The organism is Streptomyces sp. NPDC005202, from assembly GCF_040608235.1.
GTDB lineage: Bacteria > Actinomycetota > Actinomycetes > Streptomycetales > Streptomycetaceae > Streptomyces.
The window spans coordinates 142525-166946 of the sequence record NZ_JBEXHW010000012.1 but is presented as its reverse complement, the minus strand read 5'-3'; the positions used below and the strand labels follow the sequence as shown (position 1 = coordinate 166946).

Genomic DNA, 24422 nt, shown 5'->3' with positions numbered 1-24422 from the left:
CTTTCGCCGGCGGTCGCGTGCAGCCCTGTGACGGTCGCGTGCAGCCCTGTGACGGTCGCGCGGCGCTGCTCGTATTCCTTGACGGGCATATAGCCGACGAGGCATATTTGCCTCATGTCCGATGCCTCGCTCTGGGCTGCCCTCGCCGATCCCCGCCGGCGGGCCATCGTCGCGCTGCTCCTCGAGCGGCCGCGGTCCGTCGGGGAGATCGTGGAGGCGTGCGGTCTGAGCCAGCCGAGCACGTCGAAGCACCTGCGGGTGCTCCGCGACGCCGGCCTGGTGCGCGTACGGCAGGACGCGCAGCGCCGGGTCTACGCCCTCGATCCGGCGCCGATCGCCGAGCTCGACGCCTGGCTGGCCCCCTACCGCAAGCTGTGGAACGAGAGCCTCGACGCGCTGGGAGGGCGCCTCGACGAGACGTCGGACGACACCGAGGAACCCTCTGCGCAAGCCCCGAAGGACTGATCCCCATGACCGCCGACCTCACCGGCACGTTCCAGACACTGGACGACGGCCGCCCCGCCGTCTGCTTCAGCCGTACCTACGACCACCCCGTCGAGCGCGTCTGGCACTTCGTGACCGACCCCGGAGAACTCGCCAAGTGGTTCCCCTCACGCGCGGAGATCGAGCTCAGGCCCGGCGGCACGATCACCTTCAGCGGCGACCCGAACATGCCTGAGTCGACCGGCCGGGTCATCGCCGTCGACGCGCCCCGGCACCTGTCCTTCGAGTGGGGCGGCGACGAGCTGCACTTCGACCTCGAGGAACTCGACGACAAGCGCACCCGATTCACCCTCACCAACGTCCTCGGCGCCGAGAACACCGCCGCGCGCAACGGCGCCGGCTGGGAGGTATGCCTGGCCGCTCTGGACGCGAAGGCACGCGGCGAGCACGTCGAGGGGCCGCATGCCCGGGCCGGCGCGCCCTGGAAGGAGTTCTACGACGGGTACGTCGCCGCCGGGGTGCCCTCCGGCGCTCCCGTCCCGGGCCTGGACTGACGGCTCAGGCCAGCTGCCGCCGCACCAGTTCGTGCAGCCGTCCGCCGGTGTCCGCCAGCAGTTCGGCGGGCGGCCCCTGCTGGGCGATCCTGCCGTCCTCCATCACGATGACGCGGTCGGCGTCCAGCACCGTCGACAGGCGGTGCGCGATGACGATGCGCGTGGCGTTGAGCTTGCGGGTGCTCTCGATCACCGTGCGCTGCGTCTCGTTGTCGAGGGCACTGGTCGCCTCGTCGAAGAAGAGGATCCGCGGCCGGCGGACGAGGGCCTGGGCGATCATCAGCCGCTGCCGCTGGCCGCCCGAGACCGCCCCGCTGCCCGAGACGATGGTGTGCAGGCCCATCGGCATCCGCTTGATGTCCTCGGCCAGCCCCGCCATCTCGGCCGCCGCCATCGCCTCTTCGGGCGTGCACGGCTCGGTGCCGCGGATGACGTCCAGGATCGAACCGGTGAACGGCTGGGCGTGCTGCAGCACGACCCCGCACTGCCGGCGCACGGCCGACTGGTCGAGGGCCGCGAGGTCCTGCCCGTCGTACAGCACACTGCCGGACAGCGGCCTGTCGAAGCCGATCAGCAGCCTCAGCAGCGTGGACTTGCCGCAGCCGCTGGGGCCGACGATCGCCACGAACTCGCCCGGCCGCACCTGGAACGACACGTCGTCGAGGACGAGGGGACCGTCGTCGGTGTACCGGAACGACAGGCGGCGGGCCTCGATCGCGCCGGACAGCGGGCCCGGCCGGGTGCTCGCCGTGCGCACCTCGGGCGTCGCGTCCAGCACGGGCCTGATCTCCTCGAACAGCGGCAGCGCGGCCACCGCCGAGACGAAGGCGCCGGTCAGTTGGGTGACGGACGTCAGCAGCATCGTCACCGAGGTGTTGAAGGTGAGGAACGCGGCCGCCGACATGGAGCCGCGCGCCGGGCCCGCCAGCAGCATGAACATCAGCAGGGTGCACACCGGCAGGTACACCGCGCCCATCACCGTCGTCAGGTTCTTGATGCGGCCCACCTTCTGCTGCAGCTCGCGGCTGCGCGCGAACTGGGACGCCCAGGCGGCGTAGGCGTAGTTCTCGGCGGCCGCCACCCGCAGCTTCGGCAGGCCGCGCAGGGTCTGGAAGGCCTGGTTGTTCAGCTTGTTGGAGAGCACCACCAGCCGCCGCTGCCAGCGCACCTGCCACAGGCCGAGCCCCAGGAACACGGCGGCGATCACGACCAGCATGCCGATCGCCGCCACAGCCATGGAGGCGCTGTACCAGAACAGCAGCACCAGGTTCATGGCGCCCACGGTCACCGACTGGGCGACGACCGGGCCGACTCCCGCCAGCAGCCGGCGGATCGCGCTGATGCCCATGGCCGCGCTCGCCAGCTCGCCGGTGGAGCGCTCGGTGAAGAACTTCGTCGGCAGGCGCAGCAGCCGGTCCCACACGGCCGGTTGGAGCGTGGCCTCGATCCGGCCCTCCAGCCGCAGGATGGTCAGGTTCTCCAGCAGCATGAAGGCGGCCGCCACCACGCTGCTGACCATCACGGCCAGACAGACCTGCACGATCAGCCCCTGCTGGGCCTTCGGCACGTACTGGCCCAGCACCTTGCCGGTCGCTACGGGCACCAGCGCGCCGATGGCGACCGTCACCAGTCCGCTGATCAGCAGGTTCAGCAGATCACCGCCCGTGCCGCGCAGGCTGAACCGCAGCAGGCCGAGCGGGCCGAGCCGGCGGTCGGGCAGCGGGCGGTAGAACATCACCGCGCGCGGCTCGAACTCCTCCGCGTTGGCCTTCTCGATCGGCGTCTCCCGCCCGGTGGCCGGGTGCACCGCCACGTATCCGCCGCGCCGCCACAGCAGCGCAACCGGCGCCCCCGACAGCGCCCGGTGGCCCACCAGCGGGCCGATGTTCTCCCGCCACCAGCGGCCCTCCAGCCGTACGGCCCGGGTGCGGACCCGGGAGGCCAGGGCGACCCGCTCGACCGGGTCCAGACGGTCGCTCTCGGTGCCGCTCTGCGCGGGTGCGGCGAGCGTGATCCCGGCGGCGCGGGCCACCAGCTTGCAGGCCGCGTACGAGGCGTCGGCGTCGGCGGCCGTGGTGCGCCGCGCCGAGGACCGGCCGATGGACGCCAGCAGCGTGCGGTCGGCCTGGGCGCGGACGGCCTCACCAGCCTTGATGCCGGCCGCCGTCCGGGTCTCGTGGGTACGCTCCAGCTGCTCGATCCACCGGTCCAGCGTCGTCAGCAGCCGGTACTGCTGGTCGACCATGCTCTGCCAGACGGCCGGGTCCATCAGCAGGTCGGCGGCCGCCTCGGCGCCGTACAGCGCCCCGTACTGGACGCTGCCCGGCGGCACCTGCATCCAGAGGACGTCGTCGTCGGTGGGCGCGGCGGCCCGTTCCTCGGCCATCGGCGCCTGGAAGAGGACGGACAGGCTGCGGCCGACGCCGAGTGCGAGGGCGTACTCTAGGGGGCTGGTCGTCGGCGGCACGTACTGGGGGTTGCCGTACTCGTCGTAGGACCAGGTCTGGGTGCTCGCCGGCTGGTACAGCTCGCGCAGTCCGATGCGGTGCACCACGCAGTCCCTCAGCGGACGCGCGACCAGGGTGTGCTGCGGGCCCGCGACCGGGCCGAGCAGCAGCGAGCCCGCCTCGAGGCGACCGAGGTGGTGCCAGTGGCCCTGCTGCGCGGCGTCGACCGCGAACAGGTCCACGGCGCCGGCCGCGACCAGCCACAGCACCTGCGGGCCCTGAAGGTCGAGCCGGTTCAACCCGGCGCAGTCGATCGGCGTGCCCAGGGACCCGAGCGCGCCGAGGACCAGGTCGCCGTCGTATCCCTGGTGTCCTTCGTGGACGGACGTCATCTCACCGCTCCCTGACCAGCGCCGCGTACGCGCCACCGCGCGCCACCAGCTCGTCGTGCCGCCCGCGCTCGACGACCGTGCCGTGCTGCAGGACGACGATCTCGTCGCTGTCGCGCACGGTGCTGAGCCGGTGCGCGATCACCACGCAGGCGCAGCCGCGCCGCCGCAGGTTGTCCATCACCACCAGCTCGGTCTCGGCGTCCAGCGCACTCGTCACCTCGTCGAGGACGAGGATGCTGGGGCGACGTACCAATGCCCGGGCGATCTCGAGGCGTTGGCGCTGGCCTCCGGAGAAGTTGCGGCCGTCCTGCTCGACCTTGCTGTGGATGCCGCCCGGGCGGCGCATGACGACGTCGTACAGTGCCGCGTCCCTGAGCGCCTCCACCACCGCGTCGTCCGGGATCGATGGATCCCACAGCGCCACGTTGTCGCGGACCGTGCCCTCGAACAGGAACACCTCCTGGTCGACGAACGACACCGAGGCCGCGAGCGCGCCGCGCGGGATGTCCTCCAGGCGCTGCCCGTCGATGCGGATCACGCCCTCCCAGGGCGTGTACAGGCCCGAAATCAGGCGGGAGACGGTGGACTTGCCGCTGCCGGAGCCGCCGACCAGGGCCACCTGCTGCCCCGGGCCGACGGTCAGGTCGAAACCGGTCAGCAGCGGCTTGTCCAGCGGGCTGTAGCCGAAGGTGATGTTCTCCAGCTCGACGTGGCCGTGCAGGCGGCGGGTGGACTCGCCGGTGCCGGGGCGGGCGTAGAGCGGGTCCGCCTGGAAGTTCTCCACGTCCTTCAGGCGGGCCACGTCCGCCGCGAAGTCCTGGATGCGGCCCGCGACGCCGTTGAGGCGGGTCAGCGGCGCGGTGAAGCGGGTCACCAGCGCCTGGAAGGCGACCAGGAGGCCGACGGAGATGTGGCCCTCGATGGCCCGCATGCCGCCGATCCAGAGGATGAGCGCGCCGTTGAGGGTGGCGAGCGTCGGGGCTACCACGCCCAGCCAGGCGCTCGGCACCCCGAGCCGCTGCTGCTCCTCCAGGGTGGTGGCGTGCTGCCCGGCCCACTTGCGGAAGTAGCCGTCCTCGCCGCCGGTCGCCTTCATCGTCTCAATCAACTGCAGCCCGGTGTAGGCGGTGTTGGTCAGCCGCGCGGTGTCGGCGCGCAGCTTCGCCGTCCGTGTCGCACGCAGCCGTACGACGATCCGCATCGCGACGATGTTGAGCAGCGCCACGCCGATCCCGACGAACGTCAGCTGCGGGTCGTAGGTGTACAGCAGCACCGCGTACAGCACCACCACGACCGCGTCGACGCCCGCCGCCGCGAGGTCGCGGGCCAGCGTCTCGGCCACCTGGTCGTTGGACTGCAGCCGCTGCACCAGGTCGGCCGGGCTGCGCTGGGCGAAGAACGTCACCGGCAGCCGCAGCAGATGGCGCAGGAAGCGGGCGCTTGCGAGGGTGGAGGAGATGATGCGGCCGTGCAGCAGGTTCGCCTGCTGGAGCCAGGTCAGCACCACCGTGAGCAGCACGCACGCGCCCATCGACGCGAACAGCACGCCCAGCAGCGAGGTCTGACCGCCGATCAGGAACATGTCGATGTAGGTCCGGCTGAGCGCGGGCACCGCCGCGCCGACCGCCACCAGCAGCAGACTCGCCAGCACCGCGGCCGGCATCGTGCCCGCGGTGCCGCGCAGCCGGGCCGGCAAAGCGCCCAGGATCCCGGGCCTGCGGCCGCCCTTCTCGAAGCCCTCGCCGGGCTCCATCACGAGCACCACGCCGGTGAAGCTGGTGTCGAAGTCCTCCATCGGGACGAAACGGCGGCCCTTGCCGGGGTCGTTGATGTACACCCCGCGGCGGCCGAGGCGGCGGCCCATGCCGTCGTAGACGACGTAGTGGTTGAACTCCCAGAATAGGATGGCCGGCGCCTTCACCTTGGCGAGGGCGGCGGTGTCCATCTGCATGCCCTTGGCCGTGAGGCCGTAACTGCGGGCCGCCTTCAGCAGGTTGCTGGCGCGCGAGCCGTCCCGGGAAACGCCGCAGGCGATGCGCAACTCCTCCAGTGGGACGTGGCGGCCGTAGTGGCCGAGCACCATGGCGAGCGAGGCGGCACCGCACTCCACGGCCTCCATCTGGAGCACGGTGGGCGTACGGACGGTCCGGCCCCGCCCCTTGGGGACCGGGCGTTTGGGAGGGGCGGCGCGCCGACGGCCTCGGGTTTCCTGGGCGGTGGTCACGGGAGCAGCCAATCGAGGGGACGCTGGTCGGCCAGGCGGATCGAAGCCGTGGCCAGGGTCATGGAGTCGAGCCTGTACGGCGGGCCGTCCGCGGACGACCACCGGTAGCCGCTCTTCGTCGCGGACGAGCGGTCGAGCCGTACGAGTACGGCGACCGGCCGCCCCTTCTTGGAGAACTGCTCGCCCAGCTGGCTGTCCCCGAGGAACGCGGCGATCTGCTGGGCCGACTGGGCGGAGCGGTCCACCGCTTTCACATGGCCGCGCAGGACGCCGTACTGCTGGGTCGGCACCGACGAGACGGTCAGGTCGACGGAGGCGTCGGCGGGGATGGCGGCGGCGTTCTCGGCGGGGACGTACACCGTCGCGTACAGGGGGTCCGAGGCGTGGGCGACCTTCTCGACGGCGGCGACGTTGGCCCCGGTCTGGATGATCTGCCCGATGGTGGCGGCGAGCGCGGTGATCCGACCCGCGGCGACCGTGCGGACGACCTGCTCGCCCTGACTCGTACGGACCTTCAGGACCGGCGAGTTCGCGGGCAGCCGCTCGCCCTCCTTGGCGAGGACCGCGGTGACCTGGCCCGCGACCGGACTCTGCAGGAGGTAACTGCCCTGCCCGTGGGTGAGGATGGCCTGCGCGCCGACCGTGGAGGCCACGGACCCCGTCACGGCCCACACGGACGCGGCCGCCATGGCGACCAGAGTGACGGACAGCACGAGCCAGCCCTGGGGGCGCGCCAGGCGCACCGGAAGATCGAGCTCTTCCGGCGACTGGAGCTTGGCGAGGGCCTGTTGGCGGAACTGCACGGGATTTCCCTCACCTGTGCGGACGTGCGTGCGAACTTGGGGGAGAGATCTTTTACGGCATCCGAGAGCCCCGGAACCGGCATACGGCTCCGGGACTCAGCGGCAACGCGGTGCGATCAGAGACCGGCGACCAGGTTGGTGACCGGGGCGGTGTTCAGGCCGGTCACACCCTCGACGGTGCCGACGGCCGTGTCGACCAGGCCGGTCACCGGGGCAATGCCGTCCACCAGGCCGGTGGCGGTGCCGAGAGCGTTCACGGACAGACCGCCGGAGACGTTGTCGAGCTCGGTGTCGGAGATCTCGACGGTCTCAACCTGGGGGGTGGAGTTCATGATGGAACTTCCCTTCGTATGGATATTCACAAGGGGGGAGCGGCCCCTTCTGGGGACAGATGGACGGCCGCGACCGCGGGCGCCGGACGCCCGTCTCCGGGAGCCCTGCGGGATCCCGCGGTGCGATGGATCAAAGCACGGTACGGCGCGCCGCTGCCAATCAATCGGGCTTCCCACCAGGGCACTTGTGCCCTGAAGGCCTCCATTCGTGCAGGTGTGTGCACGGCTTGCCAGCGACTTCTTCACATGCCGCACGGCATCGGCTCAGCACACCTCTTGCGGGCACGACGGCGAATCCGGCACTCCGCGCCAAAGGCGTGGCCGGTGCCGCGCGCTTGTGCAGATCCGCCGTGCACGGTGACTTCGTTGGGTATTGGATGTGCAGATTCGCTGAAGCCGGGATTCCGCTCACTGTTCGCAACGGATCGTCATCGATCGGTTGCTGATCGTGTCAGCCCAAAAGCGCGTACACCGTGCTCGCGCGGGCCGCGAGCTCACCCGACGCCTCGTCCGTCAGAGTGATGTCGGCGAACGCCATCCGGCGACCCAACTTGGTCAGCACCGCTTCGATCAGGACATCCGAACCGGTCACCGCCCGCTGGAACGACGTCGACTGCTGCACCGTCGTCATCGGCCCGTATCCGCCCCGCGCGGCCGACACCGCGATCACGGTCGCCGTGTCGGCGGCGGCCATCAGCACCTGTCCCGACAGCGCCCCGCCCTCCCGCGCCAGCCGCGCCGACCAGGGCAGTCGCAGGATCGCGCGGTCCCGGCCCAACGCCTGGACCGTCAGACCCAGTTCGAGGATCCACGGGGCGAAGTTGTCGGCGAGGATCTTGTCGGCTTCGGCGGTGGTCATCGTCATATGGGGGATTGTTCCCGGCGCGGCGCGGCCGGACGCGTGAGTTGGCCGATTCGGCGTGGTGCGAGGCGAGTTGGCAAACGGAATTGAACGCCCCACTCGTCCCGTGCGTACCAACAGCCATCCAGGCGTCCCCAAGCAGCTGCCGAACGGCGGCACAGACCCCGTCCCCGGGAGGTCGAGAAGTTTGAGTCACAAGCGAATTCCGAAGCGCAAGGCCGCGATAGCGGCAGGCAGCGTGGCGGCGCTCGGAGCGGCTGCCCTGCTGCTCCCGCACGCCAACGCCTCCCAGGACGGCGCGGCGGACAACGCCACCCCCAAGACCCTCAAGGCGACGGACGCCTCGGACCTCGCCTCGCAGCTCGCCGGCATGCTCGGCGACTCCTTCGCCGGCTCGTACTACGACAGCGCCAAGCAGCAGCTCGTCGTCAACGTGGTGGGCGGCGCCAACAACAACGTGGTCGTCCAGGCCAAGAAGGCGGGCGCGGCTGTCCGCCAGGTGGACAACAGCACGGCCGAACTCAAGTCCGCCGCCCAGACCCTGAAGACCAAGGCCACCATCCCCGGCACGTCCTGGGCCATCGACCCGCGGACGAACAAGGTCCTGGTCACCGCCGACAGCACGGTGACCGGCGCCAAGTGGAACAGACTGGAGTCGACCGTCCAGAGCCTCGGCTCCGGCATGGCGACCCTCAAGAAGTCCGCCGGCACCTTCAAGACCTTCGCCTCGGGCGGCGACGCCATCTTCTCCCAGGCGCAGGGCGGCACCGTCCGCTGCTCGCTCGGCTTCAACGTCACCGCCAGCGACGGCAGCCCCGCCTTCCTGACCGCCGGGCACTGCGGCGTCGCGGCCAAGCAGTGGTCCGACTCCCAGAACGGCCAGCCCATCGCCACGGTCGATCAGGCCACCTTCCCCGGCAACGACTTCGCCCTCGTCAAGTACGACGACCCGGCCACCCAGGCGCCGAGCGAGGTGAACGCCGGCAACGGTCAGACCGTCCAGATCACCCAGGCCGCGGACGCCACCGTCGGCGAGCAGGTGTTCCGGATGGGCAGTACCACCGGTCTGCACAACGGCACGGTGACCGGTCTCGACGCCACCGTCAACTTCCAGAGCGAAACCGACCCCAACGGCGTCGACACCGTCAACGGTCTGATCCAGACCGACGTCTGCGCCGAGGCGGGCGACAGCGGCGGTTCCCTGTTCACACAGGACGGCAGCGCGGTCGGCCTCACCTCGGGCGGCAGCGGCGACTGCACCTCCGGCGGCGAGACCTTCTTCCAGCCGGTCACCGCCGCGCTGCAGGCGACCGGTGCGACGCTCGGTGGCGGCAACGGCGCCGGCGGCCAGCAGGCGGGCGGTGACCAGCAGGCAGGTGGTGACCAGTCCGCGACGGCGGCTCCGGGCGACCAGAGCGGCACCGGGACACAAGCCCCCGGGGACCAGTCCGGTACCGGGACGGGAGCTCCCGGCGACCAGTCCGGCACCGGGACGGGAGCTCCCGGCGACCAGTCCGGTACCGGGACGGGAGCTCCCGGGGACCAGTCCGGCACCGGGGCGGCCGACGGCTCCGGGCTCACCCAGAGCCACTGAGCGCCTCACACCTCACCCGGAACGTGCAGACCGTGTGAGCGGCTCACCCCGAGCCGCTGACCGGCTCACCCCACGCCACTGACCGGCCCCACCCGCGGTTCCGGCCGGGCAGTGGAGCGGTCCGGCCCTCCGGCGGGAGGGCCGGACCGCTCTGTTGTCCTCAGCCGTCCGCTGTCTCTCAGCCGTCCCCCCGCGCCCGCAGCAGCAGCACCGCCACGTCGTCGATCCGCTCCCCCGCCGCCGCGCTGTGCCGCACGAGGCAATCGGCCAGCTCGCCCAGGGGTACATCCCCGGCCTCGATGAGCTGCTGCCCCAACTCGGCGAGCGCATCCTCGATGTCGACGCCGGGCGACTCGATGAGCCCGTCGGTGTAGAGGACGAGCACCGAGCCGGGGGCGAGGTCGACCTGCGTCGTCGGATACGTGGCCGACGCGTCGATGCCCAGCAGCGGGCCCCCGGCCAGGTCGAGCACGCGCACCCGCCCGTCCGGCCGTCTCAGCAGCGGCGGCGGATGCCCCGCGCGGGACATCACGGCCACCCCGCGCGCCGGATCGAGCCGCAGGTACAGGCAGCTGGCGAACAGCTCGACCCCGAGGTCGATCAGCAGGCGGTTGGTGCTGCGCATGACCTCCTGCGGCGCCTGGCCCACGGTGGTGTACGCGCGGACGGCGGTGCGGATCTGCCCCATCAGCCCGGCCGCGGTCACGTTGTGCCCCTGCACGTCCCCGATCACGGCGGCCGCCGTCGGCTCGGTGGGCACCAGGTCGTAGAAGTCGCCGCCGATGTCCATCCCTTGGGTGGCCGGCAGGTAGCGGGCGGCCGCGTCGATGCCCCGCAGCCGCGGCAGCGAGTGCGGCAGCAGCGCCTGCTGCAGACCGTGCGCCAGCCGGTGCTTGGCGTCGTACAGCTGGGCACGCTCCAAGGCCTGCGCGATCAGCCCGCCGAGGCTGGTCAGGACGGCCCGCTCGGCCGCGGGGAACGGATGCGGCTCGGCGTAGGCGAGTACACAGGTGCCCACCGGGCGCCCGGACGCGATGAGCGGCAGATAGGCCCAGGCCGCGAAGCCGTCGGCCGCGTGCCGGACGGGATACAGCCGCTCCAGCTGCTGCTGGGAGTCGAAGAAGGCGGGCACACCGGTGCTCAGGACGCGCGTGCCCGGCGTCTGCGCGGTCAGCGGCACCGCGTGGAGCCGCTCGACGACGTGCGGATCCGGATAGCCACGGTGCCCCAACACGTGCAGCCGCCCGGACCGCGAGCCCAGGATCACCAGCGCCCGGCTGCCGACGGCCGGGACGATCTCGTCCGCGACCAACTGCACCACGTCCTGCACGCCGACCGCCTCGGTCAGCGCACCGGCCAGGCTCAGCACCTGCGAGATCGTCATCAGGCTGGACGGTCCCTCACCGGGCTCGGGCCGGACCCGGGCCATGTCCGCCACCGCCCGGGCCCGGCTGATGCGGACGCTCAGTCCGGTGGTGTTCGGATACATACGGAAGGACAGCCAGTCGCCGGGCGGGCGCAGCGCCACGAAGGAGGTGACGTGCTGGCTGATGAGCGCGGCCCGGTAACGGTCCTCGTACATCGGGTCGTTCAGCCACGGCACCGACGCCCACAGCCGGATGCCGAGCAGTTCGCCGGTGGGCAGGCCGAGCAGGTCGGCGGCCGCCGCGTTGACGAAGGAGACCCGGCCGTGCAGAGCGAGCGAGGCGAGCCCGTACGGCAGCCGCGCCACCATGCGCGCCGCCTCGACCGAGCCGAGCGTGCCGGCCACCCCGCCGACGGGCGGCGTGGCCAGCAGGTCGGGCTCGGGGAGGACCGGGCGGCTCTCCGCGGCGGCACGCTCCAGCCGCACCGCGAGCCGGTCGCAGGCCGAGGTCAGGTGCTCCCGCTCCCAGTCCGACAACACCGGCGGGTGCGACCCGGGCCAGGTCACGAACACCGCGCCGTACGCGTCGGTCGCCGTCGCCACGGGCAGAGCGGCGAGCGCGAAGGGGTAGCGAAGGACCAGGGCGATCCTCGGATAGAGGCGTGCCATCTCCTCTTCGCCGCCGACCCAGACCAGCCGCCGCTCGCGCACCGCCTCGGCGACCGGGATCGGCGCGCTCAGCCCCACCCGCTCCCAGGGCGCCGCGAAGGCCCGGGGCATCCCCGCCATCACCGCCATCTCCAGCACCGGCTGGTCGGGGGCCAGCAGGTACACCGCACCGGAGTGGGCGTGGATCTCGTCCATCATCGTGGCCAGCGCCAGGGACAGCAGCGGGCGGTCGACCGCCCTGCCGGCGGCCGTCGGAGCCTGCCCCGACGTCTGCCCGTCGGACACGCCGACCACCTCCTCGCGCGGCCGCGCGACGGTCCCAGGGATCAGGCTCCCTCCTGGCGGCCCGGCGCGCACGGCGAGCGGGTGCGGCGCCGGGCGGGTCGGCTCCGGGCCGGGGCACAGGCAGACCCGCGGCGGTGAAGAGCTCTCGCATACCCCGTCGGCCGCGGACCATGCCCCCACACTCGAAGCGCGCAGCGGGGTGCGTGCGCCGCGCGTGCGCCCCCCGTGCACCCTGTTGGCCGGTTCTTCGCGCCCGAGGACGGTCGGGTCCATGATGTTGAACACGTGCAGGTCGTTGATGACGATCCCGCGCGCGTGCACTTTCTCGACGGCCCGCTCCACCGCCCGGTGGATGCGCAGCGCCCACGCCGTGCAGGCGGCGACGGCGTCCGGATCCGGGTCCGGGGTGAGCAGCGGGTGGCGCTCGGCGAAGAAGGAGTTGAGCGGGCGCCCCTCGAGGAAGTCCATGACCAGGAAGCGGTGGTCGCCCAGCGTGAACCCGTCCCGCACTTCGGGCGCGATCCCGGTCCCGGCGACCCGCTCAGGGCCTGCTTCTCCCACTGAAGCCGGGCGACGGCGTCCGCTCCGTCGGCGGCCAGCCCCGCGTGCGGCCGCCCTTCCTTCAGGACCACCCGGCGCCCGTCACGGATGTCGGTGCCCGCGTACACGCCGCCGCCGTTGAGAAGCGCAGCGCCTCCTCGATGCGGTACGGCAGCTCGCCGACCGTCGTGGTGTTGCGCGCCGCCAGATGCGGTTGAAGGAAGGACGGCAGTGCCACCCGCTCGGGACCTGGAAGGAGGGCGCCCGCCGGTCCGGCACCAGCCGTCCCTCGCCGTCGCGCACCGCCGGCACGAGCGAGCCGCGCTCGTCGACGACGAAGGCGCGGGCGAAGGCGCCGTAGCGGACGTAGAGCGGACCGTCGCCCCAGCGCAGGTCGGTCAGGATGTACGGCCCCTCTAAGCCCTCCAGCAGCGCGCCCAGTTCGCGCCGGACCTCATGCAACTGCTCCTCGCCGGCCGGGTAGATCGTGACGAACTTGCCGCTGGTGTCGCGGGCGGCGTACTTCGTGTTCCGTAAGTGCAGCAGATGCGGTCCGGGGACGAACTTGAACGGGATCCGGCGCGGTACGCAGTAGTCCCAGACGATCGCGGCGATCCGCTCGGCGTTCACACGGGTGGCCGAGGAGTGGATCTTCCAGCCCTGCGCCGGGCCGGGCGCCGGCCGCCGGGCCGAGCGGCATCAGCGTCAGCCAGTCGCCGATGCGCGCCGCCTCCCACCCCTCGGGCACCACTCGCCGGGCCGTCTCGTACAGGGCGCGGCGTCCCCTCCGCCGCCCAACAGCCGGTCGGGCGTGTCGTAGAAGTGCCGGTCGGCGGGCGCGACCTCGTAGCGCTGGTCCATGTCCGTCCCCCTCCGTGGTCGGCACCGAGCCTGCCAGCCGGGCGGAGGCCGCCGACAGTCACGCCTGTCACGAGATCACCGTGCGGAACGCATGTGTCAAGACATGTTCGACGGGTTTCGAGCTCCGGCCGCCCCGGAGTTCCAGGACCGTCACAGGGGCTGCGCAGGCAGCTGATAAGCGCTGTAATGGCCAACGTGGTCAGTGAGGGCGCTACGGCACGCAGAACGAGAACTCTGCGGGCCGAACTTGCCCTCAAAACGATCACCGCCGATCCGTCCTCCCAGGATCGGCTTCGGCGCGTCCTCGAACAGGCGCTCGTCTTCGCCGGCGCCGCGTTCGCCGCCGTCTACACGCCCGGCGGCGAGCAGGGCGACCAGCTGTGCCTGTCCGAGTCCGTCGGGGTGCCGAGGACGCTGTACGGGCTGCGCGACACCTATTCTCTGGCGGGACGGTCCCCGGCGGCCGACGCCCGCCGCACCGGGCACGCCGTGTGGCTCGGGCCCGAGGAGCTCGCCGGGTGCGCCGACTCCCGGCGGATGCCGGCCGGGGACGTCTTCATGTTCCTGGCCGCGCTGCCGCTGGGCGAGGAGGACGGCGGGTGTCTGCTCGCCGTCACCGAGACCCCCGGCGGCTTCGACACCGAGGACCGCGAGTGCCTCGAACTGATCGCCGAGGCCGTCGTCTGCCCCGCCCCCGCCGAGACCGCCCAGGGCGAGGAGCTGCCGGCCAACGCGTTCAGCCTCGCCATGGACACCGGGCGGATCGAGGTCGGCGACGACGTCCTCGCCCTGTTCGGGATCGGCCGCGCCGACTTGGACGGCAAGGTCGAGACCCTGCTCTCGCTGACCGTCCCGGAGGACCTGCCGTCGTTGATGTCCGTGGTCGAGGCCGATCAGATGTCCATCGGCGAGCGCGAGCTGGAGTTCCGCATCCTTCAGCCCGACGGCCCGCCGAAGTGGCTGCGGCTGCGTGGCCGGCTGCTGTCCGGCGGCGAGGGCCGACCGGCCCGCCTGGCCGGCACCGTCACCGACGCCTCCACGCTCCGCGCCGGCGTCACCGACGTCGCGCGGGTCCAGCGCCTCGCCTCCGCCCTGGCGACCGCGGGCACCGTCCGGGACGTCAGCCAGGCCGTGGTCGCCGCCCTGCGCAAGCCGCTGCAGGCCGACCGGATCGCGCTGGCCGAGCTGGAGGGCGACCGGCTCGTCGTCACCGTCCTCGACCCGCCCGAACCGGAGGCCTGGCCCGAGCTGTGGCGGCTGGAGTGGCGCACCGAGTGGCCCGACGCGCCCGTGCGGGCCATGCCCACCCTCGCCGCCGCCCTGCGCGAGGGCCGTGCCCACGTCTGGCCCGCCGGAACCGCCCTGGAGCCTGCCCTCGCCGAGGTCGGACCCGGCGGCCTTGCCGTGCTGCCGCTGCCCGCCGGCGGCCGCATGGTCGGCGCCTGCCTGATCGGCTGGGACAGCCCGCACGACTTCGGTCCCGACGAGCGCGCCCTGCTCACCGCCTCGGCGGGCCTGGCCGGGCAGGCCCTGATGCGCGCCCACGCCTTCGACGCCGAGCACGAACTCGTCGGCATGCTCCAGCGCACCCTGCTGCCCCGCCGGCTGCCGAAGCTGCCCGGCGCGGAGGCCGTCGCCCGCTACCTGCCCGCCACGGCCGGCCTGGAGGTCGGCGGCGACTGGTACGACGTGATCCCGCTGCCCGACAACCACGTCGCCCTCGTCATCGGCGACGTGCAGGGCCACAGCGCGGGCGCCGCGACGCTGATGGGCCAGATGCGCACCGCGCTGCGCGCCTACGCCGCCGAGGGACACCCGCCGGACGTGGTGGTCTCGCACGCCAACCGGCTCCTGCTGGAGATGGAGACGGACCTGTTCGCCACCTGCGCCTACGTCGAGGTCGACATGGAGGTGGGCTCCGCCTGGTGCGTCCGCGCGGGACACCTGCCCCCGGTCCTGCGCCACCCGGACGGCAGCATCGAGGTCGTGGAGGCGGAGGGCGGGCCGCCGCTCGGTGTGGTGACGCAGGCCGACTTCCCGATGACCCCGCTCCGGCTCCAGCGCGGCACCGTGCTCGCCCTGACCACCGACGGCCTGGTGGAGTCCGCCGACACCGACATCGACGTCGGCATGGACCGGCTCGCCCACGGCCTGGCCGCCGCCGACCCCGCGCACCTCGGGCTGGTCGCCGACGCCCTGCTCGACGGCGCCGGCCGCAGCGACGACATCGCCCTGCTCCTGATGCGCTACGACGGCATGGCCGTGCGCCCGCTGCGGGAGAGCTGGACGGTGTGGCGGGTGCCCGAGGCGGTCCGGCACGGCCGCCGCTTCACCCGTCGCACCCTGCGCGCCTGGGGCGTGACCGAGGAGACCGACGCCGTGCTCCTCGTCGTCTCCGAACTGGTCACCAACGCCCTCGTGCACACCGGCGGCCAGGTTCGCCTCGACCTCACCCTCGTCAACCACCGGCTGCGTGTCGCCGTCGCCGACACCTCGCCCCGCACCCCGGTCAAGCCGACGAGCATCGGCTGGGAGGCCACCGGCGGCCGGGGAATCCTCCTGGTCGAGGCCATGTCCTCGGCGTGGGGGGCGCTCCCGGTCAGCGGCGGCAAGCAGGTGTGGGCCGAACTCGTGCTGGGGCAGTGAGGCACCGGCGCCGAGCCGGTGACGTGCCCGCGCCCCGTGTGGCGGGTGACGTCCCCCCGCCACACGGGTGCGCTGCGCGGCGATGACGGCAGGTCGGGACGGCTCCTGGCCGCTGTCGCGCTTAGGGTCCTTGCTTGTGGCACACACCTTCGAAGAGCTCGTGGCGAAGCAGCGCGCGGCGAACGAAGCGCACGCCAGGGTCGTTCAGATGCGGGAGGCCCTGGGGGCGCCGGCACATGAGCGGTGGACCGGGGCGCAGACCGAGACGTACGAGACGGCGTGGCGGGCCTGGCGCGACCTGGCCCGCGATCTGCAGGCCGCGCTGAACGAGTACGCGAGCGACGAGGGCAGGTCGCGGGCCGATGTCGAGGCGGACGTCGAGCGGGCGATTCAGGAGGGCGGCGGCAGCGGGCCGGAGGGTCCGTGAGCCCGTCCGCGAGGCCGCGGCCGGCGGCCCGCGGACCGGGGAGCGGGGAGCGGGCTGCTCGTGCTGGTGCTGACCGGCGTGTGGCTGACGCTGTTCTTCCACCGGAGATGCGCGAGGTCGTCCACGCCGGCCGGTACGCACCGCTGCGCGGGGTGCGCATGTCGGCGGACTCCGTCTGTCGACCGGCCCGGCGGCGTCGGCCACTTCGGCCCCGGTACGGTCCTTGGGGCGCCGCCCGGACCCGGGGCGCCCTGGATGCCCCGCCGGCCGTCAGGGGTCCGGGCGGATCAGGTGCGGCGCGTGCGGGTGACCGCCAGCAGTACCAGCGCCAGCCCCTGCACCGCCGCCACCACGGTGATCAGCGCCGGGATCGACACCCCGTACAGTGCGCCGGTCAGCGCCCCGCCCGCCAGGCTCGCCCCGCCCACCACCCCGGCGAACACGCCGTAGGCGGTGGCTCGCCGCCCGGACGGCACAAGGTCGGCGACCGTGGCGCGCAGCGTCGACTCCTGTACGCCCGTCGCCGCGCCCCACACCAGCGACCCGGCCACGGCGACCGCCACCGTGTCCGTGAAGGCGAGCGCCGGAACGGCCGCGGCGAGCAGCGGCAGCACCACCAGCACCTGCGGGCCGTGCCGGTCGTACAGCCAGCCGGTCGCGAGGGCGGCCAGCGCGTCCACGGCCATGGCGGCCGCGTACAGGACCGGCACCCACGCCGGCGCGAGCAGCTGCCGGGTCACCAGGTGGTAGGAGAGCACGCCGAACGTGGCGAACCCCGCCGTGGTGGCCGCGGTGAACGCCGCGTACGTCCAGAACGCCACCGGCAGCCGGATTCCGCCCGGTGCGGCGGCGGCCGTGCGCGCGGCCGGCTCGTCCTCGTACCGGCGCGGGTCGGGCACCCGCGCCCGCAGCCACCACAGCAGCACCAGTACGGCGACACCGGGTGCGGCGAGCACCCCGAGCGCCGGTCCGTAGGCGTCCCCGGTCAGCGCCAGCACTCCCGCCACGGTCAGCGGGCCGACCAGCGCCCCGACCTGGTCCATGGCCTCGTGCACGGCGAAGCCGCGGCCGCGTCCGGTCGCGGCGGTGGCGTGCGACAGCAGCGTGTCCTTGGCCGGCGAACGCACCGCCTTCCCCACCCGCTCGGCGACCACCAGCGTGCACGCGACCCACAGCACCCCGACGACACCGAGCAGTGGCACGGACGCCACCGTCAGCGCGTACCCGGCGATCGTCAGTCCCCAAAAGCGCCGGGTCCGGTCGGCCAGCGGCCCGGACACCAGCCGCAGGCCCAGCGCGGCGGCCTCACCCGCGCCCGTGACCACCCCGACCACCAGGGCCGAGGCGCCCAGCGACGACAGCAGCGGTCCGGTGACGGAACGGGCTCCCTCGTAGACGAAGTCCGCGAGCAGGCTGACCGTGCCGAACCACACCACGAACCGCCACGGCCCCATCCCGGTCCGCGGCGCCTCTTCGGTCCCCTGCGCCGACACCGGCTCCATGCCCGACAGTGTCGACCACGGTGGGCGGTGTGCGGTACGGGAACGGCGTGACCGTGGTGCGAGGTTTGCCCTGGCCGTCGCCGGGGACTCGATCGTCACGCACAGGCAGTTCGAGCCGGTCACCCAGCACGACCGGACGCAGAAGGAAGATGAGGCGTCGTGACCGCGCACACAAGTGAGAAGTCCGCCGTCCACCCGCACGAGACCGGCTGGGCCGAGGCCCGTCGGCAGCGGGGGAAGAGCGTGCGCACCTGCGTCCCGGCGGTCGAGGACCGCAGCGGTCCCTCCGCGGAGCACACGGGTCCGGAATGGAACATCGTCCGCGGCGAGGACTGACCCGCCTCAGGCGGACCTGGTCGGTGACCCCCACCTCGGCCCCTTCATCCCTGTCGGGGAGAACATCCGTTCATGAACCTCCTCGTCACCGGCGCCGCCGGGTTCATCGGTTCCACCTACGTCCGCACCCTGCTCGCCTCCAGCGCGCCCGACGCGCCGCACGTCACCGTGCTGGACAGGCTCACCTACGCCGGCAGCCTCGACAATCTCGAACTCGGCCACCCCCGGCTCACGTTTGTCCATGGCGACATCTGCGACGCCGGCCTGGTGGACAAGCTGATGGCCGAGGCGGACCAGGTGGTGCACTTCGCGGCGGAGTCCCACGTGGACCGCTCCCTCACCGGCGCGGCCGACTTCGTCCGCACCAACGTGCTGGGCACCCAGACGCTGCTGGACGCGGCCCTGCGCCACGGGGTCGGCCCGTTCGTGCACATCTCCACCGACGAGGTGTACGGCTCCATCGAGTCCGGCGCGTGGCGGGAGGACCACCCGCTCAGGCCCAGTTCCCCTTACTCCGCCTCCAAGGCCTCCTCCGACCTGCTCGCCCTCGCCCACCACCGCACCCACGGCCTGGACGTCCGGATCACCCGCTGCTCCAACAACTACGGGCCGCGCCAGTTCCCCGAGAAAATCATCCCCCTGTTCGTCACCAACCTCCTCGACGGGAAGAAGGTCCCGCTGTACGGGGACGGGCGCAACGTCCGTGACTGGCTGCACGTCGAGGACCACTGCCACGGCGTCGACCTCGTGCGCACCAAGGGCCGGCCCGGCGAGGTGTACAACATCGGCGGCGGCACCGAACTGAGCAACAGAAACCTCACCGGCCTGCTCCTTCAGGCCTGCGGGGCCGGCTGGGACCGGGTCGAGTACGTCGAGGACCGCAAGGGCCACGACCTGCGCTACAGCGTCGACTGGAGCAAGGCCCGCGACGAACTGGGCTACCGGCCGCGCCGCGACTTCACCACCGGCCTCGCCGAGACCGTCGCCTGGTACCGGGACAACCGGGCCTGGTGGGAGCCGTTGAAGCGGCGCGCCGGGCTGTCCGGGTGACCGGCCCGGACGCCCCTCGTCAGCCGTGGGTCTTGGCCAGGAGCTGGAGGATCTCGGCCGTGGTGCCCCTCTCGCCCAGGCGCGGGAAGATCCGCTCCAGGCTGTTGCGGTGGGCCTCCGGGTCGAGGTCGGCCATGGCGTCGGTGGCCAGGGTGACGTGGTAGCCGTGCTCGTACGCGGCGCGTGCGGTGGACTCCACGCCGATGCTGGTGGCGATGCCGGTCAGTACGATCTGCGTCACCCCGCGGCGGCGCAGCTGCACGTCGAGGTCGGTGCCGTGGAAGGCGCCCCAGTTGTGCTTGGTGACAATGATGTCGCCGGGGTGCCCGGCCAGTTCGGGAACGATCACGTCCCAGCCCTCGGGGCGGTAGCCGCCGGGACGCGGCGCCTCGGTGCGGCCGGGCACGACGTCCCCGCCGTCGGCGGCGAAGGAGACCCGGACCAGGACGACGGGCAGGCCCTTGGCGCGGAAGGCGTCGGCGAGTTCGACCGTGCGGGAGACCACCTCGGCACCGGAGTGGGGCGCCGTGGGCACGGTGGCGATGCCGGCCTGGAGGTCGATCACCACGAGGGCGGTGCGCGGGTCGAGGTCGGTGAGTGCCATGGTCATCAGGCCTTTCGGGGGGTCAGGGTGCGAAGGGAACGGTCGGGAAGGGTGCTTGCCAGGAGCAGCGCCGATCCGGCGAGCATGAACAGGGCCAGGCCGTGCAGCCCGGCCGTGTCGGCGCGGTGCGGGAAGAACGCCGCGGTGGCGGCGGAGGCGCCCAGCGCGCCGAGGTACATGAAAGTGCGCAGCAGCCCGGCGGCCGAGGCGATCCGCGCGGGGTCGGCCTGCCGGTAGAGCGCGTTCTGGTTGGCCAGGCCGCTCAGCCCCTGCGGGACGCCCATCACGAACCCGGCGGCGAGCAGCACCCGGACGGGGCTGCCGGAGCCGACCAGCAGCAGGGCGGCGCAGGCGGCGATCTGCACGGCGCCGCCGACGAGCAGCTTGGCCCGCACCGCCTCGCGGCGCCCGGTGAGGCTGGAGACGGTGAGCGCGCTGACCGACAGCGGCAACAGCACGAGTCCGGCGGTGGACGCGCTGAGCCCGCGACCCTCCTCCAGCCATTGCGTGTAGCCGTACAGGAAGGCGTACGAGGTGGTGTAGCCGAGCAGTTGGCGCACATACGTGGCCAGCAGAGGCACGTTGCCGCCGAGCACGCGCAGATCGACGAACGGCTCCGCCGACCTCAGCTCCCGCACGGCGAAGGCGCCGGCCGCGATGGCGGCGAGCAGCGGCAGGTACCAGTGGCTCAGCCGCGGCCCTATCAGGAACAGCATCAGCGACACGAGCGTGGCGGCGAACAGGGCCATGCCGGGCAGGTCGACGTCGCGCCGCGGGCCTGCCGCGCTTTTCGCCCGCGGCAGCCGCAAGGCGCCGAGGACCAGACAGGCCGCGGACAGCGGCACGTTGACCGTGAAGACGGCACGCCAGCCGCCGACGCCGATCAGCAGCCCGCCGAGCGCCGGGCCGACCACGGCCACCGTCTGGTTGGCGACGGCGAGCGCGGTCAGCACGCCCGCCGGGCTGTCCTGCCCGGTGCGCTCGGCCTCGCGCCGGGTGAGCTGCATCGCCGCCGGGTACGCGGCCGAGGTCCCGAACCCCAGCAGCACCCGCGCGGCGATCAGCGCGCCCAGCGACGGCGCCAGCGCACCGAGCACGCCGGCGACCCCGACCAGCGCCGTACCGATGAGGTAGAGCCGACGGGGGCCGTACATGTCCACGAGCCGCCCGATGACGGGCTGGCCCACGGCGGTGGCCAGATAGAGCGCGGACACCAGCCAGACCGTCTGCGCCGGGGGTGCGCCGAAGGCGGCGCCGATGGGAACCAGCGCCACGGCGATCATCGAGGAGTTGACCGGGTTGAGGACCGACCCCAGGACCATGGGGGCGATCAACCGGCGGTCGAACCCGGCCGGGGCGGGGCGCGCCGTCCTCCGATCGCCCCGCCCGGTGCGGGTGAGCCTCGGTATCACGCCTGCGACAGCCGTTCCAGCAGGGCCAACGCCTCGATGAGCGTGTGCCGTTCGTCCTCGGTGTAGCGGTCCTCCAGGGCCCGGGTCAGCCACTCCTCGCGGACCTGCCGGTTGCCCTCGATGCGCTCGCGGCCGCCCTCGGTGAGGGTGACGAGTTGCCGTCGGCCGTCGTCGGGATCGGGACTGCGCCGGATCAGGCCGTGCTGTTCGAGGGCGGCGAGCGTGGCGGCCATCGACTGCGGACGGACGCCCTCGGCGGACGCCAGGGCGCTGGCCGTGGCGGCTCCGTGCTTGCCGACCAGGGTGAGCGCCGACACCTGGGACGGGGTGAGGTCCTCGTCCTGCGCGACCTCCCGGATCCGGCGCCGCAGCCGGCTGAACACCACCCGCAGATCGCGCGCTGCGCGGGCGGCGGAGGCGGAGATGCCCGCGGGCACCTCGGTGGGCTTCTGATCCATGACACCACCGTAGAACCGTCAGCCGAAACTGTCCAGTTGGAACTGAACAGTTTGGGCTGAAGATCTCCCGGCGGTGGTGCGCAGTACGCTGACGTGGTGCGCCTGCTGCTGATGTCCGACACCCACCTCTCCAAGCGCGCCAAGGAACTGCCCGCGCAGCTGCTCGCCGAACTGCCGCACGCCGACGTCGTGTTCCATGCCGGGGACTGGGTCGACGTCGCCAGCCTCGACCTGCTGGAGAGCCGCAGCAGCCGGCTGATCGGCGTGTACGGCAACAACGACGGCCCCGAGCTGCGCGCCCGCCTCCCCGAGGTCGCCTACGCCGAGTTGGGCGGACTGCGCTTCGGCACCGTCCACGAGACCGGCCCCGCCCAGGGCCGCGAGGCCCGCTGCGCCGCCCGCTTCCCCGACCTCGACGTGCTGGTCTTCGGTCACAGCCACATCCCGTGGGACACCACCGCCCCCTCCGGCCTGCGCCTGCTCAACCCGGGCTCCCCGACCGACCGCCGCCGCCAGCCGCACTGCACCTACATGACGGCCACCGTGGCCGACGGCCGCCTCACGGACGTGGAGCTGCACCGACTGCCGCCCCGCTAGAGGTCCCGTTTCGGCGCACCCGCCCCCGGGCACCCGGGACGCTCGACGGCGCTGCCGTCGACGCCGTCGCCATCGAAGCCGACGACACCACAAGGTGGGTACGAGTCATGCAGCACGACGCATTCATCGGCCAGGTGCAGGCCCGGGCCCGGCTGGGCAGCCGCGGCGCCGCCGAACGGGTCACCAGAGCCAGCCTGGAGACGCTCGGGGAACGGGTGCCGTCCACCGTCGCCGAGAAGGCCGCGGCGCAGCTCCCGCACGAGATCGGTGAGCATCTGCGCCGGGTGGCGCACGCGCCCGACAAGCCGCCGGTCGGCGAACACATGAGCCAGCGCGACTTCTTCTCCCGCGTCGCCGAACGGGCCGGCGCGAAGTACCCGAAGGCGATCCACGAGGCGCGGTGCGTGGTGGAGGTCGCCAACGAGGCCGCCCACGGCGCCTTCGCCACCGACATCCGCCCTTCACTCGACCGCGAGCTCGAACGCGTCCTGTTCGCGGGCAGCGACGGGCCGACCTGAGCGCCCACCGACGTCCGGGGGACTGTCGGACCCCGGTGAACTCGTGGACCCATGGCTGACACACCGGTAATGCCCGTCCGACGCGCGGTGAGCGCCACGCGGCGCGCCTCGTCCGGGGATTCCACGCCGTCGCGCTCGGCTCGGCCGGCCTCTGCACGGCCGCCGTGGTCCTCGTCCTGGTCCTGCTGCCCGGCGCCTGCTGCCCGGCCGGAAGCGAGCGCGGTGACTGGAAGCGAGCGTGGGAGAGGGCGGCCCGGCCTGGGCCGCCCCGGGATCACTCGTCCCTTTCTCGTTTTCGGCTGGCTCGGGCCGCTCCCCGCGTGGAAGCGGCCCGGGCGCTGCGAGTGTGCGCTGTCACGGACCTCCTTCCCGCTGGGATGTGCCGCACATGTGCTGCAGAGGCGATGCACGCCTCATTCGTGGTCGCCTACCCGCCCCCGGCGCCCCCATACCACCCAATCCACAAACATCCGGCAAACATCCGGCAAATTCGGAACCGGCGGAACCGGCGGAACCGGCGGATCCGGCGAATATCGGTGGACACGTGCGGGCCCTCCCCGGTGGGATGAGCGCCGTGCTGATCGACGCCCCGCTCGTCCGCCGTCTGCTCGCCGCCCGGTTTCCGCAGTGGGCGCACCTTCTGCTCACCCCGGTCCCGCAGTCCGGCATGGACAACGCCACCTTCCGGCTCGGCGAGGAGCTGTCCGTACGCCTGCCCCGCTACGTCCACTGGGCCGGTCAGGTGGAGCGCGAGCATCGCTGGCTCCCGCGGCTCGCCCCGCAGCTGCCGCTGCGGATCTCCGAGCCCGTCGCGCGGGGCGAGCCCGGCGAGGGCTACCCGTTCCCCTGGTCCGTGTACCGGTGGCTGGAGGGGGAGACGGCGACGACGGAAGGCCTGACCGACCCCGCGCGGACCGCCCTCGACCTCGCCGGATTCGTCACCGCCCTGCAGCGCACCGACCCCACCGGCGGACCCGGCCCCGAGCAGAGCAACGCGTTCCGCGGTGTGCCGATGGGCGACCAGCGGGACTCGTTGGCCGCCGAGGCGCGGGTCAGGCGCAAGATCGAGGCGTTGAAGAAGACGGGCCTGACCGACACCGACGCGGTGACCGAGGTGTGAGAGGCGGCCCTCGCGGCGCCGGCGTGGGACCGGCCGCCGGTGTGGATCCACGGCGACCTCGCGACCGGCAACCTGCTCGCCGTGAACGGCCGGCTCAGCGCCGTCATCGACTTCGGCACGCTGGCCGTGGCCGACCCGGCGGTGGACCTGCTGCCGGCCTGGAAGTTCCTGCCCGACCAGGCGCGGGACGTCTTCCGGGAGGCGGTGGGCGCCGACGACGCGACCTGGGCACGAGGCCGCGGCTGGGCCCTCGCGGGCTCGCTCCCGGTGCCGGACGACCCGTTCTTCCCAGGACCCGGCGCGGGTGACGGCGGCCCTGCACCACCTGGAGCAGATCATCGCCGATTACCGGCGCGAGGCTGCCTGAGAAGCCGGGACC

General features: G+C 72.8%; 19 protein-coding genes and 2 pseudogenes. 10 read left to right on the top strand and 11 right to left on the bottom strand.

The features are described from left to right. Positions 1 to 114 precede the first annotated feature (114 nt). Positions 115 to 465 (top strand): metalloregulator ArsR/SmtB family transcription factor, encoded by a 351-nt coding sequence (locus ABZV31_RS19940; RefSeq protein WP_355895375.1) that lies wholly within the window; start codon positions 115 to 117, stop codon positions 463 to 465. A 5-nt stretch (positions 466 to 470) separates the two neighbouring features. After that, a complete protein-coding gene (locus ABZV31_RS19935; RefSeq protein ID WP_355895373.1) occupies positions 471 to 998 on the top strand; it encodes an SRPBCC family protein in 528 nt (175 codons plus the stop codon). A 4-nt stretch (positions 999 to 1002) separates the two neighbouring features. On the opposite strand, the gene ABZV31_RS19930 is transcribed toward ABZV31_RS19935, so the two are convergent. From ABZV31_RS19930 to ABZV31_RS19910, 5 genes are all read right to left on the bottom strand, one after another. After that, the gene (locus tag ABZV31_RS19930) at positions 1003 to 3837 is read right to left on the bottom strand and encodes an NHLP bacteriocin export ABC transporter permease/ATPase subunit (protein ID WP_355895371.1); all 2835 of its coding nucleotides are present in this window, start codon (positions 3835 to 3837) and stop codon (positions 1003 to 1005) included. 1 nt (position 3838) lies between these two features. Further along, positions 3839 to 6061 (bottom strand): NHLP family bacteriocin export ABC transporter peptidase/permease/ATPase subunit, encoded by a 2223-nt coding sequence (locus ABZV31_RS19925; RefSeq protein ID WP_355895368.1) that lies wholly within the window; start codon positions 6059 to 6061, stop codon positions 3839 to 3841. Continuing rightward, positions 6058 to 6864 (bottom strand): HlyD family efflux transporter periplasmic adaptor subunit, encoded by an 807-nt coding sequence (locus tag ABZV31_RS19920; RefSeq protein WP_355895366.1) that lies wholly within the window; start codon positions 6862 to 6864, stop codon positions 6058 to 6060. Before ABZV31_RS19920 ends, ABZV31_RS19925 begins: the two co-directional genes overlap by 4 nt. A gap of 116 nt (positions 6865 to 6980) precedes the next feature. Next, entirely contained in the window at positions 6981 to 7196 is a 216-nt protein-coding gene (locus ABZV31_RS19915; RefSeq protein WP_355895364.1) for a type A2 lantipeptide, read from the bottom strand. Positions 7197 to 7647: 451 nt separating this feature from the next. After that, the gene (locus tag ABZV31_RS19910; RefSeq protein WP_355895362.1) at positions 7648 to 8061 is read right to left on the bottom strand and encodes a PaaI family thioesterase; all 414 of its coding nucleotides are present in this window, start codon (positions 8059 to 8061) and stop codon (positions 7648 to 7650) included. Between the two features lie 184 nt (positions 8062 to 8245). Between ABZV31_RS19910 and ABZV31_RS19905 the strand changes: the two genes are divergently transcribed. Next, positions 8246 to 9652 carry a S1 family peptidase gene (locus ABZV31_RS19905; protein WP_355895360.1) on the top strand — a complete coding sequence of 469 codons (1407 nt, stop codon included), beginning with the start codon at positions 8246 to 8248 and terminating at the stop codon, positions 9650 to 9652. Between the two features lie 178 nt (positions 9653 to 9830). On the opposite strand, the gene ABZV31_RS19900 is transcribed toward ABZV31_RS19905, so the two are convergent. Together ABZV31_RS19900 and ABZV31_RS19895 are read right to left on the bottom strand one after the other, a co-directional pair. Next, positions 9831 to 11981 carry a SpoIIE family protein phosphatase gene (locus tag ABZV31_RS19900; protein ID WP_355895439.1) on the bottom strand — a complete coding sequence of 717 codons (2151 nt, stop codon included), beginning with the start codon at positions 11979 to 11981 and terminating at the stop codon, positions 9831 to 9833. A gap of 261 nt (positions 11982 to 12242) precedes the next feature. Further along, a pseudogene (locus ABZV31_RS19895) lies at positions 12243 to 13373 on the bottom strand (lantipeptide synthetase); the annotation flags it as partial. A gap of 186 nt (positions 13374 to 13559) precedes the next feature. Between ABZV31_RS19895 and ABZV31_RS19890 the strand changes: the two are divergent. Together ABZV31_RS19890 and ABZV31_RS19885 are read left to right on the top strand one after the other, a co-directional pair. Continuing rightward, positions 13560 to 16019 (top strand): SpoIIE family protein phosphatase, encoded by a 2460-nt coding sequence (locus tag ABZV31_RS19890; RefSeq protein WP_355895358.1) that lies wholly within the window; start codon positions 13560 to 13562, stop codon positions 16017 to 16019. Positions 16020 to 16155: 136 nt separating this feature from the next. Beyond that, the gene (locus ABZV31_RS19885) at positions 16156 to 16446 is read left to right on the top strand and encodes a hypothetical protein (RefSeq protein WP_355895356.1); all 291 of its coding nucleotides are present in this window, start codon (positions 16156 to 16158) and stop codon (positions 16444 to 16446) included. A gap of 287 nt (positions 16447 to 16733) precedes the next feature. On the opposite strand, the gene ABZV31_RS19880 is transcribed toward ABZV31_RS19885, so the two are convergent. Beyond that, complete coding sequence (locus ABZV31_RS19880) at positions 16734 to 17948, bottom strand: MFS transporter (protein WP_355895354.1); 1215 nt, start codon at positions 17946 to 17948, stop codon at positions 16734 to 16736. Between the two features lie 159 nt (positions 17949 to 18107). On the opposite strand from ABZV31_RS19880, the gene ABZV31_RS19875 reads away from it, so the two are divergent. Then, complete coding sequence (locus tag ABZV31_RS19875) at positions 18108 to 18284, top strand: hypothetical protein (RefSeq protein WP_355895352.1); 177 nt, start codon at positions 18108 to 18110, stop codon at positions 18282 to 18284. Positions 18285 to 18356: 72 nt separating this feature from the next. Next, positions 18357 to 19334 carry a dTDP-glucose 4,6-dehydratase gene (gene rfbB, locus ABZV31_RS19870; protein ID WP_355895349.1) on the top strand — a complete coding sequence of 326 codons (978 nt, stop codon included), beginning with the start codon at positions 18357 to 18359 and terminating at the stop codon, positions 19332 to 19334. A 19-nt stretch (positions 19335 to 19353) separates the two neighbouring features. Here the strand turns inward: rfbB and ABZV31_RS19865 are convergent, their stop codons facing one another. From ABZV31_RS19865 to ABZV31_RS19855, 3 genes are read right to left on the bottom strand one after another with little or no spacing between them, the layout of a single operon-like run. Next, positions 19354 to 19938: a hydrolase gene (locus ABZV31_RS19865; RefSeq protein ID WP_355895346.1), complete on the bottom strand. Its 585-nt coding sequence runs from the start codon at positions 19936 to 19938 to the stop codon at positions 19354 to 19356. A gap of 5 nt (positions 19939 to 19943) precedes the next feature. After that, positions 19944 to 21347 (bottom strand): MFS transporter, encoded by a 1404-nt coding sequence (locus tag ABZV31_RS19860; protein WP_355895436.1) that lies wholly within the window; start codon positions 21345 to 21347, stop codon positions 19944 to 19946. Next, positions 21347 to 21808: a MarR family transcriptional regulator gene (locus ABZV31_RS19855; RefSeq protein WP_355895344.1), complete on the bottom strand. Its 462-nt coding sequence runs from the start codon at positions 21806 to 21808 to the stop codon at positions 21347 to 21349. Before ABZV31_RS19855 ends, ABZV31_RS19860 begins: the two co-directional genes overlap by 1 nt. Before the next feature lie 96 nt (positions 21809 to 21904). On the opposite strand from ABZV31_RS19855, the gene ABZV31_RS19850 reads away from it, so the two are divergent. The 3 genes and pseudogenes from ABZV31_RS19850 to ABZV31_RS19840 form a co-directional block, all read left to right on the top strand. Beyond that, positions 21905 to 22405, top strand: coding sequence for a metallophosphoesterase (locus ABZV31_RS19850; protein WP_355895341.1), 501 nt, complete (start codon positions 21905 to 21907; stop codon positions 22403 to 22405). A gap of 107 nt (positions 22406 to 22512) precedes the next feature. Continuing rightward, positions 22513 to 22923: a DUF2267 domain-containing protein gene (locus ABZV31_RS19845; protein WP_355895339.1), complete on the top strand. Its 411-nt coding sequence runs from the start codon at positions 22513 to 22515 to the stop codon at positions 22921 to 22923. Positions 22924 to 23311: 388 nt separating this feature from the next. Beyond that, a pseudogene (locus tag ABZV31_RS19840) lies at positions 23312 to 24422 on the top strand (aminoglycoside phosphotransferase family protein); the annotation flags it as partial.

Bases quoted from the DNA above. Each gene is read 5' to 3' on its own strand.
- ABZV31_RS19880 (WP_355895354.1), bottom strand. From the start codon at position 17,948: ATGGAGCCGGTGTCGGCGCAGGGGACCGAAGAGGCGCCGCGGACCGGG.
- ABZV31_RS19890 (WP_355895358.1), top strand. From the start codon at position 13,560: ATGGCCAACGTGGTCAGTGAGGGCGCTACGGCACGCAGAACGAGAACT.
- ABZV31_RS19845 (WP_355895339.1), top strand. From the start codon at position 22,513: ATGCAGCACGACGCATTCATCGGCCAGGTGCAGGCCCGGGCCCGGCTG.
- ABZV31_RS19930 (WP_355895371.1), bottom strand. From the start codon at position 3,837: ATGACGTCCGTCCACGAAGGACACCAGGGATACGACGGCGACCTGGTC.
- ABZV31_RS19915 (WP_355895364.1), bottom strand. From the start codon at position 7,196: ATGAACTCCACCCCCCAGGTTGAGACCGTCGAGATCTCCGACACCGAG.
- ABZV31_RS19935 (WP_355895373.1), top strand. From the start codon at position 471: ATGACCGCCGACCTCACCGGCACGTTCCAGACACTGGACGACGGCCGC.
- ABZV31_RS19855 (WP_355895344.1), bottom strand. From the start codon at position 21,808: ATGGATCAGAAGCCCACCGAGGTGCCCGCGGGCATCTCCGCCTCCGCC.
- ABZV31_RS19865 (WP_355895346.1), bottom strand. From the start codon at position 19,938: ATGGCACTCACCGACCTCGACCCGCGCACCGCCCTCGTGGTGATCGAC.
- ABZV31_RS19910 (WP_355895362.1), bottom strand. From the start codon at position 8,061: ATGACGATGACCACCGCCGAAGCCGACAAGATCCTCGCCGACAACTTC.
- rfbB (WP_355895349.1), top strand. From the start codon at position 18,357: ATGAACCTCCTCGTCACCGGCGCCGCCGGGTTCATCGGTTCCACCTAC.
- ABZV31_RS19940 (WP_355895375.1), top strand. From the start codon at position 115: ATGTCCGATGCCTCGCTCTGGGCTGCCCTCGCCGATCCCCGCCGGCGG.